Genomic DNA, 14,077 nt, shown 5'->3' on the forward strand with positions numbered 1-14,077 from the left:
CGTTCCGATTCCATCGGAACGGGCTCGCGGGAACTTTCGGCTGCTGCCATCGTTGACTGGTAACCTTGCCCGCAAGCTGTGGCTGGATTCGTGCGGCCAGGCCCCTACATGATAGCTGTTCTGTTCGAGTGATTTCAGGAGGCCCTTTTGACGGTCCTGAAAACCGTTTTTGTTGCAACCGTTTGTACCGCGTGCCTGGCTTGGGGCGGCGTGGCGCTTGCCGACGACTATCGCCCAAGCGAGTTCTTCAGCCTCGATCTCTCCCGGGCCGTGCTGTCGCCGAAGCCGCTTGGCCCGCCGGCGCAGTTCGAGCCGGTTCCGGTCGAGGCAAAGTCCGACCACGGTCCGGATCAGCGGGCAGCCGTTGAGCCGAAGGTCGAGGAGCCGAAAGTCGAGCGGCAGAAGCCCGTGCGGACCACCAGGGTGACGCCGCATGAGACGGCGCCGCATGAGCGGAAGCGCGCAGTTGCGCGCGTTCCCGCCCGCGCCAAGCTCGCGCGGCGGCATTCCAACCCGCTCGATGCCGAAGCCCGCGACGTCAGGATCCAGACCTGGCCGTGCCGTACCGGCGGCATCTGCAACTGGCAGCGGTGAGAGGCGGCTGACGCCTCCACTCTCTCGATGCGCGCCAATCCCAAACCCGTCATCCTTCGAGGCTCGCCCAGCGGCGCAAGTGCGCCGCAAGGCTCGCACCTCCAGCGACAACGGCAAAGCCTTTGCGCGGGGATGATGGGGCGCGCAGCTCTATCCGCGTCATTGCGAGCGAAGCGAAGCAATCCATCGCGCGGCATACGCGGAAGCATGGATTGCTTCGTCGCTTCAGCGCAAAATTGCTTTGCAATTTTGTCGCGAGCTCCTCGCAATGACGGGGTGAATAGCTTCACAAGCTCTCAGGATGACGGGTTGGGCTTTCGGGCCGCCGTTGTTCGAGGGGCCTTCTTTCCCGAGTCATCCCGCCGTCGCAAAACTGTCGGCGCAGAGTCAAGAAACCGTAGGGGCGGAGTCAAACGGCGCGGGCAAAACCTTCGTTGCGATTCGACGAAGGTTACTGAATGCCGACAGCGATCTCCGCGAGCGGGCGAGGCCTCACCCGGCGTCAGCTTCTGGTGCGCTCGGCGTCCACGGCCGCGCTGGCGGGATTGGGTGCGCTGGCAAGACCCTATCTGAGCCGCGCCGCGGACCGTCCCGCCATCGCGGGCATCCAGTCAGGCGACGTCGCAAGCGATTCCGCCGTGATCTGGGCCCGCGCCGATCGCGCGGCGCGGATGCGCATCGAATGCGCCGCGGTCGAAAGCTTCGCCACCATCCTGCGCACCGCGACCGCCGACGCGCTGCCCGAGCGCGACTTCACCGCCAAGCTGCTGCTTGATGGTCTGCTGCCGGGCCAGGACATGTTCTATCGTGTCAGCTTCGAGGACCGCGACGGCATATCAGGCGAAAGCCGGGTGGGGCATTTCCGCACCGCGCCGGTCGACCGCCGTTCGATCTCGTTCGTCTGGTCCGGCGACGTCGTCGGGCAGGGCTGGGGTATCGACCCCGCGCGCGGCGGCTTGCGCAGCTACCGCACCATGCTGAACGAGCGCCCGGATTTCTTTATCCATTCCGGCGATCACATCTATGCCGATTGCACGGTGCCGGCGGAGCAGAAACTCCCGAACGGCGAGATATGGCGCAACATCGTCACTGAGGAAAAATCGGTCGTCGCGCACAGCCTCGAAGAGTTTCGCGGCAACTACAAATACAACTGGCTCGACGAGAACTTCCGCGCTTTCCATGCCGAGGTGCCTGTCTTCGCGCAGTGGGACGACCATGAGGTGGCCGACGACTGGTCGCCGATCGGGACGGCGGACGCAACCGGCTACGATGCGGATGGCACCTCGCGCCTGGTGGCGCGGGCGCGCCGCGCCTTCCATGAATTCATGCCGATGCGGCTGATGCCGGAGCGCGACGGCCGGGTCTATCGCAAGATCCCCTACGGGCCGCTGCTCGACGTCTTCGTCATCGACATGCGCTCCTACCGCGACTCCAACTGGAACAAGCAGGGCGATCCGGACAAGGCCTTCATCCTTGGCGACAGCCAGCTTGCCTGGCTGAAGCGCGAGCTGGTGGCGTCGGATGCGACCTGGAAGGTGATCGCGGCCGACCTGCCGATCGGGCTCGTCAGCCTGGATGCGGTCGCGCTCGGCGACGGCCCGCCCGAGCGACGCGAGCACGAGATCGCCGATCTGCTGTCCTTCATGAAGCGCGCCGGCATCCGCAACACGGTGTGGCTCACCGCCGACATGCATTACACCGCCGCGCATCACTATGATCCGAACCGCGCGGTGTTCCAGGAGTTCGAGCCGTTCTGGGAGTTCGTCTCCGGCCCGTTGCATGCCGGCACCTGGTCGCCGGGCGAACTCGACAACACCTTTGGTCCGAAGGCGATCTACCAGAAGGGCTGCTCGGCCGAGCAGGGCGACAACCTCGCGCCGTGCTTCGGCCTGCAATTCTTCGGCCGCGTCGACATCGACGGCAAGACCGGCGTGATGAAAGTGACGCTGAAGGACGTCGACAACCACGACCTCTGGTCGGTCGACATCGAGCCGCGGCCGGACGCGCGGCCCGGCCAGATCATGGCACAGCACATCTAGAGTCGTCTCTAAACCCCGTCGCGACATCTTGATTTGCGGGCGTCTTGCGCGAAAGGCCAGTTTGCGGGCAGACTGCTTATTGGCAGTTCTGCCATTTCATTCCTTTCAGCTGATTTGCTGGCGTGACGTCGTCGACGACATCGGCGTCCCACGCGTCAGGAGCGATCCATGGAAAATCTGCAGACACAGGGCATCAGCCTGCCGCAGCTCGGCCTCGGCACTTTCCGCATGCAGGGCGACGCCTGCCGCGCGGCGGTCGAGAGTGCGCTCGGGCTCGGTTACCGGCATATCGACACCGCCGAGATGTACGGCAATGAGGAGCCGATCGGAGCGGCGATTGCGGCCTCCAACGTCGCGCGCAAGGACCTGCATGTCACCACCAAGGTCTGGCACGAGAATCTCGCGCCGGATGCGATCCGCAAGGCGTTCGACGTCAGCCTGAACAAGCTGGGGCTCGATCACGTCGATCTCTATCTGGTGCACTGGCCGTCGCGGAGCATGAAGCTGCCCGACGTGTTCGAGACGCTGATGCGGCTGAAGGAAGAGGGCCGCACCCGCGCGATCGGTGTCGCCAATTTCACCACCGCACTGCTCAAGACCGTGGTCGAGGACATCAAGGCGCCGATCGCCTGCAACCAGATCGAATATCACGCGATGCTGGACCAGACGCCGGTGCGCAGATATCTCGCCGCGAAGTCGATCCCGCTGGTGGCCTATTGTCCGCTGGCGCAAGGCCGTTTCGCCACCGACGAGACGCTGGCGAAGATCGGCAGCAAGCATGATGTGACCGCAGCACAGGTGGCGCTGAAATGGCTGCTCGACCAGGACGGCGTTGCGGCGATTCCGAAGGCCTCGCGCGCAGAAAGCCAGCAGGCCAATCTCGACGCGCTGAAGCTCAGGCTCGATGACGACGACCGCAAGGCGATCGCCGCGCTGCGCAAGGACATGCGCTGTGTCAATCCGGGCTTTGCCCCGGCGTGGGACTGAGCCGCGTCGCCTTCCGAGACGGACGAAGAAAAAGAAAATGGCTCCGCAAGGAGCCATTTTCCGTTGTGTCGGTCTTTTCGTGTTTGCAGGTCTTCGGTATCGATTCCTTAGTAGCGATCGCGTCGGATCACGACCGTGCGGTCATGGTCGTGATGCCAGCCGCGATGCCAACCACGGTCATGGCGCATCTCGGCGCGCGCGCCCCAGCCACGATCCCAGTGATGGTGATGGCCGCGCTTGATCACGACGGTCTCGGCACTCGCGATCGACGGAACGGCCACTGCAAGCGTACCGATCGCCGCAAGAACAAAACCAATCTTTTTCATTTCATCCTCCTCAAATGATGCGAGGGGAAAACCGTGCAGGCATCGAAACGTTCCGCAGGAACCGGCGGAGTTTCCTGAACGGTTGTTCAGGTGGCCTTGCGTAACCACCGCGTCCGACGCATCATCGCACCACAAAATCAATGTTCGGGGGGACGTTGCCGTGAGCGAATTTTCACGTCGGGATTTTTTGAAAGGTACGGGATCGGCCGCTGCGGCTGTCATCGCAGGGCCGGCCGCTGCGGCGATGGGGCCCGACGACAAATTCGATCTCGTCATCAAGAGCGGCGACGTGATCGATCCCAGCCAGTCGCTGCGCGGCAAGCGCGACATCGGCATCCGCTGGGGCTTCATCGAGGCGATCGAAGACGAGATCCCGGCGGCGCGCGCCAGCAAGACCATCGACGCCTCGGGCAAGCTCGTGATGCCGGGCCTCGTCGATCTGCACTGCCACGTCTACCCCTATGGATCGGCGATCGGCATTCCCGCCGACGAGCTGGTGCAATTCCAGGGCACCACGACGGTGGTCTCGGCAGGCGATGCCGGCGTCAACAACCTCGCGGCGCTGCGGCGCTTCATCGTGGCGCAGTCGCGGGCGCGCATCTACGCCTTCGTTCACATCGCCAATAACGGCTTGTCGGCCTTCCCGGTGGCCGAGCTCTACAACATCGACAACGCCCAGGTCGAAGCCTGCGCGATGGCGCTCGCCGAGAACCCCGACTTCTTGATCGGGGTCAAGGTGCGGATGTCGGAAAACGTCATCTTCAAGCACGGCATCGAGCCGCTGAAGCGCGGCATCCAGGCCTGCGAGATGTGCGGCTGGCCGGCGCGGATGATGGTGCATATCGGCGGGGTCGAGACCAGGGAGTTGATGTCTGACATCCTCGATCTGCTGCGGCCGGGCGATATCCTGACCCACGCCTATTCCGGCGCGCCGAACATGTCCGGCGCTTTCACCAACATCGTGCAGGACGGCAAGCTCTTGCCGGCTGCGCTCGCGGCCAAGCAGCGCGGCGTGCTGTTCGATGTCGGCCACGGCGGCGGCAGTTTCGATTTCACCGTGGCCGAGATCGCGATCCCCGCGGGCTGCACGCCGGACACGATCTCATCAGACATCCATGTCTTCTCGGGCAACTCGCCCGGCATCCCGTTCCTGCCGAACGTGATGAGCAAATTCCTGGCGATGGGTTCGTCGCTGGATCAGGTCGTGGCGATGGCGACCTCGGTGCCGGCGCGGATCATCAACCGCACCCCGAAGATCGGCACGCTGCAGCGCGGCGCGCCCGGTGATGTCGCGATCATGGACCTCGTCGAAGGCCCGGTCACCTTCGTCGACACCCGCAACAACAAGCGCGACGGCAATCTGCAGCTGAAGCCGGTGCAGACGGTGGTCAACGGCGTGCCGTTCGGCCGGCCCTATCAGGCGCCGTTTTCGGTGCGGTGAGGGACGCGGACCGCTAGCCGCGCTTCTCCACATTGCTGCTGCGCGCTGGCACGCCGAACTCCTTGCGGCATACCTCGGCCAGCACGGCGACGCCTTCGCGGATCTGCTCGTGAGAGGGGCTGGCGAAGCAGAGGCGAAGCCGGCTGCCGGAATGCGCCTTGCTGGTCGACCATTCCGGTCCTGGATTGATCGACACGCCGGCGGCGAGCGCCGCCTGATAGAGTTTCAGCGTGTCGACGTTGTCGGGCAGCTTGACCCAGAGGAAGATGCCGCCCTTGGGCGCCTCGAATTCAGCCGAAGTGCCGAACTGCTCGTTCAGCGCCTCCATCAGCGTGTCGAGCTTGGCGCGCAGGCCCTTGGTCAGCCGCGGCACGTGGGTCGAGAAATGCGGCGCGCAATATTCTGACAGCACCATCTGTTCGAGCGCGCCGGAGCCGGCATCGGTCTTCAGCGGCAGCATCCGCGACATGATCTCCCAGGGCGCGACGATGAAGCCGACCCGCAGCGCCGGCGCTATCGACTTCGAGAATGAACCGATATGGATGACGCCGCCATGCTTGCTCATGGCATAGATTGCGGGCGGCCGTTCGCCGTTCCAGATCAGGTCGGCATAGCAATCGTCCTCGAAGATCGGCACGCCGTATTCTTTCGACAGCTTCAGCATCTCGGCGCGGCGGCTCTCTGGGAGGATCGAGCCGGTCGGGTTCTGCACGGTCGGGATGGTGTAGATGTATTTCGGCGTGATACCGCGCCGCTTGTGATCGGCGAGCGCCGCGGCGAGCGCATCGATCCTGATGCCCTCGCCGTCGAGGGGAATGCCGACCGCGTTGACGCCGAGCCGGTTCAGCCGGTTCAGCGAGCCCTGATAGGTCTCCTGCTCGATCAGCACGGTGTCGCCCTTGGCGAGCAGCGTCTGATTGACCAGGTCGAGCGCCTGCAACGAGCCGGAGACGATCATGATCTCGTCGGGCGTGCAGGCAATCCCGGCGTCGCGCTTCAGCTTCTCGGTGAGGAACTGGCGCAACGGCAGATAGCCCTGCGGCCCGTGCGCGAGATTGTAGGTCGCGAGATTTCTGCCCTCGCGCTTCAGCACGGCGTTGACCGCCTCCAGGAGCCCATCGACCGGGACCTGGTCAGGATCGTTGTTGCCGCCGACAAAGCTGTATTTGGCGAGCCCGGTCCAGCGCGCGGCCGGCGCAGGCAGACCGGCCGGAAGCAATGGTGCAAAGTCGAACTGGGCTGAAGTGGACATGGACGTTTCGCTCCGTGTTGTTGTCGTTGAGAAGGCCTCTGAAGGCCTTCCATGAGTCAGTTCTTGCCGGTCAGCCTGATCGGACGGCCCTGGCTGATGAAGGCGTAGTGCCCGGCGCCGACGCTGCCGACCATCAACGCCTCGACCGCCGGTTCCGCGATCTCGCCCGCCGCGGCCCAATCGACCACGAAATTCGCGCCGGTGCCGCCGCGGGTATCGGTCGTGGCGATCGAGACCTCGACGGTCGCAAACGGTTTTAGCGCGATCGGCGATTTGAGGTAGCTCTCCACCATCTTGCCTGATGTGTCGAAATAGGCGATCCGCTTCAGCACCAGCGGCCTGGTCTCGGAGGCGTTGTGCACGCTGAGCGTCACCGAGAAATCGGCCCTGAGCTTGCCCTGGCTCATCGACACGCTGGAATACACCGGCACGTAGAATGCGCCTGTTGCGGTGAGGCCCTCCGACGGCACGGCTGTCAGCGAGTTCGCAAAATTTTGTTCAATACTTGCGAGGGATTGTGCTAGCGCCTCCGTCATGCGCACGGTGAGCAGGCACAGCAGAACTGCCAGAAAAATGCCGCCTGCGCGGATGTGACACATTGCTCTGTTGATCCTCACGCCCGGCCCTCTAGGTTGCGGCAACAGGAAGTCTTTGACGCATGCATGAACTAGTCGGTGATATCACGCTCTGTATCCTGTTTGCCTGGGGGCTCGGGCTGCTCGCCCATTTCTCCCGACAACCACTGATACTGGCCTACCTTATCGCCGGCTTTTTCATTGGTCCATTCGGCATGGGCTGGGTCAAGTCCCAGGAGTCGATCAGCGTCATCTCCGAGCTCGGGCTGATCTTCATGCTGTTCATGATCGGGCTGGAGATCGACCTCAAGAAGATCATCCGCGCCGGCAAGGTCATCCTGTTTGCCGGCGCCGGCGAGCTGATCGGCGGCTGCCTGATCGGCGTGGCGTTCTTTGCGGGGATCGGGCTTGCGATCGGTGGCGGCAAGTTCGACGCGGTCTATCTCTGCGTCGCCTGCGCACTGTCCTCGACCGTCATCATCGTCAAGGTACTCTACGAGAAGCGCGAGCTGGATACGCTGCCGGGCCGCATCACGCTCGGCGTGCTGGTGCTGCAGGACATCTTCGCGATCCTGTTCCTGGCGGTGCAGCCGAGCCTGGACAATCTGCAGATCGGCGTGGTGCTGCTGTCGGTCGCCCGCGTCGCCGCATTGGTCGCGACCGCGCTGGTGCTGAGCCGTTACGTGCTGCCGCGGCTGTTCCACCAGATCGCGCGCCGGCCCGAGCTCGTGCTGCTCGGCGCGCTCGCCTGGTGCTTCCTGATCGGCGAGATCGCCGAGCGGCTGCATCTGTCGCGCGAGATGGGCTCGCTGGTCGCCGGCGTCTCGATCTCGACCTTTCCCTACGCGCTCGATGTCACCGCCAAGGTCACGACGCTCCGGGATTTCTTCATCACGCTGTTCTTCGTCGCGCTCGGCATGACGATCCCGATCCCGGGTCTCTCGGTGATCTGGCTTGCGCTCGTGATCGCGGCCTTCACGGTGGCGAGCCGCCTGGTCACGACCTTCACGCCGCTCTATTTGATGAAGCAGGGCCTGCGCGCCAGCCTGCTGCCGGCCATCAACCTGGCGCAGATCTCCGAGTTCTCGCTGGTGGTGATCCAGACCGGCGTCGCCGCCAACCATATCGCCACCGAGACCGCGAGCGCGGCCTCGTTCGCCTTCGTGGTGCTGGCGGTGCTCTCGACCTTCGCGATGGGCCGCAGCGATCAGATCGTGCGCGGCCTGATCGGCCCGTTGAAGCGGATCGGGCTGCACGACCTCGACCACGAAGGCCAGGGTCACGGAGAGGCAGGGCACGAGGGCGGGCATGGTGAAATCCGGCGCATCGTCATCCTCGGCTTTTTCCGCGCGGCGAGCGCGCTGGTCAGCCAGATCGAGCGGCAGAACCAGTCGCTGCTCGAGCAGATCAGCGTCATCGACTTCAATCCGCTGGTGTTCCGCACGCTGTCCGACCGCGGCATGCACGTGATCTACGGCGACATCAGCAATGTCGATACCCTGGTCCATGCCGGGATCGGCAAGGCCGAGATCATCATCCTCAGTGTGCCGGATTTCCTGCTGGTCGGCGCCGACAACGAGAAACTGGTGCGCCACGTCCGCGCCCTCAATCCGGACGCGCAGATCGTCGCCACCGCGGACCTGCTGTCCGGCGTCGACGATCTCTACGCCGCCGGCGCCAATTACGTGACGGTGACCCGGCTCAGCGACGCCGGCGAACTCTATTCGGTGATCGAGGCCGCCGATGCCGGCCTGCTCGACGACAAGCGCGCCGAGCTGGACACCCAGCTCGCCGATCGGCGCGAGGTGCTGCCGTAGCCGAACTTTTGAGCAACCGGCGACTTAGGTAACACTTCAACCCGACGACATGGGTAACACAATTCTCGTTTCGTTCAGGTCTGTTGTTGTTGAGGCTGTGGACCCTGAGGGCAACGCGGAGCGTTGTCCTCAAGTCCACAGCCTTTTGTCGTTCGTTTGGGCTTGCGAAGCTGGTCCCCACGATGAGCGATCGTGCCGAGCTCGATCGGGCCATAGCTGACGATCCAACCGTCCTGATCCTCGGCCAGGCCGACGGGTTCGCCGATCAGCGCTTCGCTGATGTAGATCGTGTTGCCGAGCCACTTGATCTCTCCGTTGTGCCGGACCGAGCGGACGTCCTGGTCATCGTATTCCGGCTTGCGCAAGACACCGTCGAAGCGGCGTGAGGAGGCCTGGTAACGGTCGGCTGGCGTAGCGTTATCGAGCGACTGGTGCGGACGCTCCTCATTGTAGAGATGCTGGAAGTTGCGGAGGCGCTTGAGCTGCTCGCGCATGGTGGGAGCCGGCGGATTGGCGGTGTCCTGCAACAGCGTCAGATGCATCCGCTCATGGCGGCCATTCTGCTGAGGTTTGCCCGGCGCAATGCGCTCCGGCGTCACGCCGGCCTTGATCAGGTTGACCGACAGCCGCGACAACCCACCGGCACCACGCGAGGCAAACGGCGAGCCGTTATCCGAACGCATGTAGTGCGGCAACCCAAACTCGCGGAACGCCGCATCGAGCACCGGCCAGACATGATCCGTGTCGGTGCGCGCCAGAGCCTGGCAGCGCAGCAGATAGCGGCTGTACGCGTCGGTGATCGTCAGCGGCTCGCATCGCTTGCCGTCGCCGGTCAGGAACCAGCCCTTGAAGTCGATGCACCACACATCATTGGCCGCCGCGCACGTCGCAAACGGCATGTTCGAGGGCGGCCCGCGCCGGCGCAGCTTGCGCTTCACCGTCAGTCCTTCGCGGTCGAACAGTTCCCCGATCGTGCTCGCCGCAGGCCATGCCGTCCGCGGTGACTTCCGTTCAAGAAAGGCGCGCACCTTGATCGGCCCCCAGGTCGGATGCGCCCGACGCACCTCAAGGCAACGCTCGGCGATCCCCTCGGCTATGCTCTGCGGATGATGCAGCCGAGCCCGCGACCGGTTGAACAGCCCACCGGCGCCTTCCTGCTCAAAACGCGTAAGCCATTTGTACCCCACACGGCGGCTCACCCCGAACCGCCGGCACACCGCCGCAAATGATTCCTCGTGCTTCTCCACCGCCACCACAAATCGCATCCGTTCTTCCACTGCACAGGTCTCCGTCCATCCCATCGGCAAGGCCCTCCTCGCCGATCAGTTGACCTGTTACCCATGTCGCCGGTCTATTCTGTTACCCATGTAGCCGGTTAGGACCCTTTCTCTTATCTCTCCCAAAGGGAGAGGTGAAGCGCCTGGTATGCCTGCCGGTCGGTGCCTGCCGGACGCATGGCGGGTTGCATAATGATACTGGCGCTGACATCGGAACCCGGCTAATCCACTGCCTGCATATAGCGAGATGTCAGGACAATGGCCGATACGATCCAGGAAGTGCTGCAAGCCTTTGCGAAGGGTGAACTCGTCGTCGTCACCGACGATGACGATCGGGAAGGCGAGGGCGATTTGATCGTCGCGGCGTCGTTCTGCACGGCGGAAAAGATGGCCTTCATCATCCGCCACACCTCCGGCATCGTCTGCGCGCCGATCACCACCGACGACGCCCGCCGGCTGCGGCTCGACCCGATGGTGGCGCACAACGAGTCCAACCACACCACGGCCTTCACCGTCTCGATCGACTACAAGCCCGATGGCGGCACCGGCATCTCGGCCGAGGAACGCGCCTCCTGCTGCCGCGCGCTCGCCAATCCCAATGCAGGCGCCAATGATTTCGCGCGTCCCGGCCACATCTTCCCGCTGATCGCGCGTGACGGCGGCGTGCTCTTGCGCTCCGGCCATACCGAGGCCGCGGTCGATCTGTGCCGGCTCTCGGGCCTGCCGCCGGTCGGCGTCATCAGCGAGCTGATGAACGACGATGGAACCGTGATGAAGGGCGAGCAGGTCGCGAAATTCGCCGCCGCCCACAAGCTCAAGCACGTCACGATCGCCGATATGATCGCCTATCGGCAGGCGCGCGAGAAGCTGATCGAGCGGGTCGCGACCTTCACCACCGAAAGCCCGATCGGTCCGCTGCAGGGCTATGCCTATCGCTCGCCTTTCGACGAGATCATGCACGCCGCCTTCGTCTACAACGGCATCGGCGACGGCCGGGACGTGCTGACCCGGCTGCACAAGCCCAACATCGTCAAGGACCTCTTCACCGGGCCGGCGCGCATGGAAGCCGTGCTGCGGCATTTCAAGGATGCCGGCCGCGGCGTGCTGGTATATCTGCGCGACGGCGCCGCCGGTGTTCCGGTCCAGCCGGTGAGCGAGCAGAAGTCGGCGGAGGCCGATCGCAACAAGCAGTGGCGCGAAGTCGGCGTCGGCGCGCAGATCCTGCGCGATCTCGGCATCACCTCGATCCGGCACCTCACCTCGTCGGTGCACGACTACAAGGGTTTGTCCGGTTTCGGCATCGAGATCGTGTCGAACGAGAAGTTCGACGGCTGACGCGGGTCATTCCGGTCGCGATGCGCGCGCATCGCCCCGGTCATGGCCTACGCCCAATTCAATTGCGCTTCGCAGCATAGCGCTTTAATTTATCCGCCAATTTCCGAGTGACGATGCGAAAGGATGTTTCATGAGCGTGCGCCCCCAGTCCAAGGACAAGCCGGCTGCCGCCAGCTTCCAGTGGGATGATCCGTTCCTGCTCGACGACCAGCTCACCGAAGACGAGCGTCTGATCCGCGACACGGCGCGAGCCTATGCGCAGGACAAGCTGTTGCCGCGGGTCACCAAGGCCTATCTGGAAGAGAAGACCGATCGCGAGATCTTCAACGAGATGGGTGAGCTCGGCCTGATCGGCGTGACGCTGCCCGAGGAGTATGGCTGCGCCAACGCGAGCTACGTGGCCTATGGCCTCGTCGCGCGCGAGATCGAGCGCGTCGACAGCGGTTATCGCTCGATGAACTCGGTGCAGTCGTCGCTGGTGATGTATCCGATCTACGCCTATGGCGACGAGAACCAGCGCAAGAAATATCTGCCCAAGCTCGCGACCGGCGAATGGGTCGGCTGTTTCGGCCTGACCGAGCCCGACGCCGGTTCCGATCCCGGCGGCATGAAGACCCGCGCCGAGAAGGTCGCCGACGGCTACAAGCTGAACGGCGCCAAGATGTGGATCTCGAACGCGCCGATCGCCGACGTGTTCGTGGTGTGGGCCAAGTCCGCCGCGCATGACAACCAGATCCGCGGCTTCATCCTCGAGAAGGGCATGAAGGGCCTGTCGGCGCCGAAGGTCGGCGGCAAGCTCTCGCTGCGTGCCTCGATCACCGGCGAGATCGTGCTCGACAATGTGGTGGTGCCGGAAAGCGCGCTGCTGCCCAACGTCTCCGGCCTCAAGGGCCCGTTCGGCTGCCTTAACCGCGCCCGTTACGGCATCTCCTGGGGTGCACTCGGCGCCGCCGAGGACTGCATGCACCGGGCGCGGCAGTACACGCTCGACCGCAAGCAGTTCAACCGGCCGCTCGCCGCCACCCAGCTGGTGCAGAAGAAGCTCGCCGACATGGAGACCGAGATCGCGCTCGGCCTGCAGGCCTCGTTGCGCGTCGGCCGCCTGATGGACGAGGGCAAGATGGCACCCGAGATGATCTCGATCGTCAAGCGCAACAATTGCGGCAAGTCGCTCGACATCGCCCGCATGGCGCGCGACATGCACGGCGGCAACGGCATCCAGATCGAGTATCACGTGATGCGCCATGCCGCGAACCTCGAGACGGTGAACACCTATGAGGGCACGCACGACGTCCACGCGCTGATCCTCGGCCGCGCGATCACCGGCATCCAGGCGTTCTCGTAAATCCTCTCACAGCCATTCCGGGGCGCGCGTGAGCGCGAACCCGGAATCTCGAGGTTCCGGGTTCGGCCCTGTCGGGCCGCCCCGGAATGACGTCGGAGTGAAATCCAAATGGCCGACAACGACGACATCCCGTTCAACCGCGATTTTCCGCTGAAGCCCGGCGTGGTCGAGCAGGTCCGCCCCGGCGTCCGCCGCGTGCTCTGCAACAATCCGAGCCCGTTCACCTTCACCGGCACGGTCAGCTACATCGTGGGGCAGGGCAAGGTCGCGATCATCGATCCCGGTCCCGACGACGAGGCGCACGCCAGGGCGCTGCTCGAAGCGGTCAACGGCGAGACCGTGACCCACATCCTGGTCACCCATACCCATCGCGACCATTCGCCGAACACGCCGCGGATCAAGGCTGCGACCGGGGCACCCGTTTATGCCGAGGGGCCGCACCGCGCCTCGCGCCCGCGCTTCGAGAGCGAGAAGCACAATCCGGAATCCGGAGCCGACCGCGATTTCCGGCCCGACATCGAGGTCAAGCACGGCGATGTCATCGAGGGCGCGGGCTTCGCGCTGGAGGCGGTCGCCACCCCTGGCCACACCGCCAACCATCTGGCGTTCGCCTGGGCCGAGCGCAGCATCAATTTCGTCGGCGACCACGTGATGGGCTGGTCGACCTCGATCGTGGCGCCGCCCGACGGTTCGATGATCGATTACATGGCCTCGCTGGAGCGGCTGGAGCAGCGGCCCGAGCAGCTCTATTTCTCCGGCCACGGCCCGGAGATTCCGGAGGGCCCGCGCTATGTTCGCTTCCTGGCGCGGCATCGCCGGGCCCGCGAGGCCTCGATCCTGCATCGCCTCGGCAAGGGCGAGGCCGATATCCCGACCATGGTGCGGGCGATCTATATCGGGCTCGATCCGCGGCTTGCCGGAGCTGCCGGCTATTCGGTGCTGGCGCATCTGGAGGATCTGGTCGCGCGCGGCGTCGTGGCGACCGACGGCGATCCGGTGATCGGCGGCACGTACAGGATGGCCTAGCCGTCATTCCCAGGTGCGCAATTGCGCACTTGGGGGAGTGCGAAGCACGAACCCGGAATCCAC

11 protein-coding genes and 1 pseudogene are annotated in these 14,077 nt (G+C 64.5%); 8 read left to right on the forward strand and 4 right to left on the reverse strand.

Annotation, left to right across the window (positions count from 1 at the left end; translation table 11 throughout):
• Positions 1–210 precede the first annotated feature (210 nt).
• The 3 genes from ACVILL_RS24325 (at position 211) to ACVILL_RS24335 (ending at position 3,620) form a co-directional block, all read left to right on the forward strand.
• On the forward strand, positions 211–594 hold the full coding sequence (locus ACVILL_RS24325; RefSeq protein WP_456731346.1) for a hypothetical protein: 384 nt from the start codon (positions 211–213) through the stop codon (positions 592–594).
• A gap of 458 nt (positions 595–1,052) precedes the next feature.
• Positions 1,053–2,633: an alkaline phosphatase D family protein gene (locus ACVILL_RS24330; RefSeq protein ID WP_456731347.1), complete on the forward strand. Its 1,581-nt coding sequence runs from the start codon at positions 1,053–1,055 to the stop codon at positions 2,631–2,633.
• Positions 2,634–2,801: 168 nt separating this feature from the next.
• Positions 2,802–3,620, forward strand: a complete 819-nt coding sequence (locus ACVILL_RS24335; protein ID WP_456731348.1) for an aldo/keto reductase — start codon at positions 2,802–2,804, stop codon at positions 3,618–3,620.
• A 107-nt stretch (positions 3,621–3,727) separates the two neighbouring features.
• On the opposite strand, the gene ACVILL_RS24340 is transcribed toward ACVILL_RS24335, so the two are convergent.
• Positions 3,728–3,946 carry a hypothetical protein gene (locus ACVILL_RS24340; protein ID WP_050423087.1) on the reverse strand — a complete coding sequence of 73 codons (219 nt, stop codon included), beginning with the start codon at positions 3,944–3,946 and terminating at the stop codon, positions 3,728–3,730.
• A 160-nt stretch (positions 3,947–4,106) separates the two neighbouring features.
• On the opposite strand from ACVILL_RS24340, the gene ACVILL_RS24345 reads away from it, so the two are divergent.
• Positions 4,107–5,387 carry an amidohydrolase family protein gene (locus ACVILL_RS24345; protein WP_456731349.1) on the forward strand — a complete coding sequence of 427 codons (1,281 nt, stop codon included), beginning with the start codon at positions 4,107–4,109 and terminating at the stop codon, positions 5,385–5,387.
• A gap of 13 nt (positions 5,388–5,400) precedes the next feature.
• Here the strand turns inward: ACVILL_RS24345 and ACVILL_RS24350 are convergent, their stop codons facing one another.
• Both ACVILL_RS24350 and ACVILL_RS24355 read right to left on the reverse strand, forming a co-directional pair.
• A complete protein-coding gene (locus ACVILL_RS24350) occupies positions 5,401–6,639 on the reverse strand; it encodes an aminotransferase-like domain-containing protein (protein ID WP_456731350.1) in 1,239 nt (412 codons plus the stop codon).
• A gap of 56 nt (positions 6,640–6,695) precedes the next feature.
• Entirely contained in the window at positions 6,696–7,238 is a 543-nt protein-coding gene (locus tag ACVILL_RS24355; RefSeq protein WP_456731351.1) for a DUF3124 domain-containing protein, read from the reverse strand.
• 59 nt (positions 7,239–7,297) lie between these two features.
• On the opposite strand from ACVILL_RS24355, the gene ACVILL_RS24360 reads away from it, so the two are divergent.
• Complete coding sequence (locus tag ACVILL_RS24360) at positions 7,298–9,031, forward strand: cation:proton antiporter domain-containing protein (RefSeq protein WP_456731352.1); 1,734 nt, start codon at positions 7,298–7,300, stop codon at positions 9,029–9,031.
• A 188-nt stretch (positions 9,032–9,219) separates the two neighbouring features.
• Here ACVILL_RS24360 and ACVILL_RS24365 read toward each other — a convergent pair.
• Positions 9,220–10,332: pseudogene (locus tag ACVILL_RS24365) on the reverse strand (integrase core domain-containing protein); the annotation flags it as partial.
• A gap of 234 nt (positions 10,333–10,566) precedes the next feature.
• On the opposite strand from ACVILL_RS24365, the gene ribB reads away from it, so the two are divergent.
• From ribB to ACVILL_RS24380, 3 genes are all read left to right on the forward strand, one after another.
• Positions 10,567–11,643 (forward strand): 3,4-dihydroxy-2-butanone-4-phosphate synthase, encoded by a 1,077-nt coding sequence (gene ribB / locus ACVILL_RS24370; protein WP_456731353.1) that lies wholly within the window; start codon positions 10,567–10,569, stop codon positions 11,641–11,643.
• A gap of 130 nt (positions 11,644–11,773) precedes the next feature.
• A complete protein-coding gene (locus ACVILL_RS24375; RefSeq protein WP_456731354.1) occupies positions 11,774–12,988 on the forward strand; it encodes an acyl-CoA dehydrogenase in 1,215 nt (404 codons plus the stop codon).
• 108 nt (positions 12,989–13,096) lie between these two features.
• On the forward strand, positions 13,097–14,014 hold the full coding sequence (locus tag ACVILL_RS24380) for an MBL fold metallo-hydrolase (RefSeq protein ID WP_456731355.1): 918 nt from the start codon (positions 13,097–13,099) through the stop codon (positions 14,012–14,014).
• Positions 14,015–14,077: the final 63 nt, after the last annotated feature.

It is taken from the genome of Bradyrhizobium sp. USDA 3364 (genome assembly GCF_054056355.1).

Bases quoted from the DNA above. Each gene is read 5' to 3' on its own strand.
- ACVILL_RS24380 (WP_456731355.1), top strand. From the start codon at position 13,097: ATGGCCGACAACGACGACATCCCGTTCAACCGCGATTTTCCGCTGAAG.
- ribB (WP_456731353.1), top strand. From the start codon at position 10,567: ATGGCCGATACGATCCAGGAAGTGCTGCAAGCCTTTGCGAAGGGTGAA.
- ACVILL_RS24340 (WP_050423087.1), bottom strand. From the start codon at position 3,946: ATGAAAAAGATTGGTTTTGTTCTTGCGGCGATCGGTACGCTTGCAGTG.
- ACVILL_RS24350 (WP_456731350.1), bottom strand. From the start codon at position 6,639: ATGTCCACTTCAGCCCAGTTCGACTTTGCACCATTGCTTCCGGCCGGT.
- ACVILL_RS24375 (WP_456731354.1), top strand. From the start codon at position 11,774: ATGAGCGTGCGCCCCCAGTCCAAGGACAAGCCGGCTGCCGCCAGCTTC.
- ACVILL_RS24330 (WP_456731347.1), top strand. From the start codon at position 1,053: ATGCCGACAGCGATCTCCGCGAGCGGGCGAGGCCTCACCCGGCGTCAG.
- ACVILL_RS24335 (WP_456731348.1), top strand. From the start codon at position 2,802: ATGGAAAATCTGCAGACACAGGGCATCAGCCTGCCGCAGCTCGGCCTC.
- ACVILL_RS24360 (WP_456731352.1), top strand. From the start codon at position 7,298: ATGCATGAACTAGTCGGTGATATCACGCTCTGTATCCTGTTTGCCTGG.
- ACVILL_RS24355 (WP_456731351.1), bottom strand. From the start codon at position 7,238: ATGTGTCACATCCGCGCAGGCGGCATTTTTCTGGCAGTTCTGCTGTGC.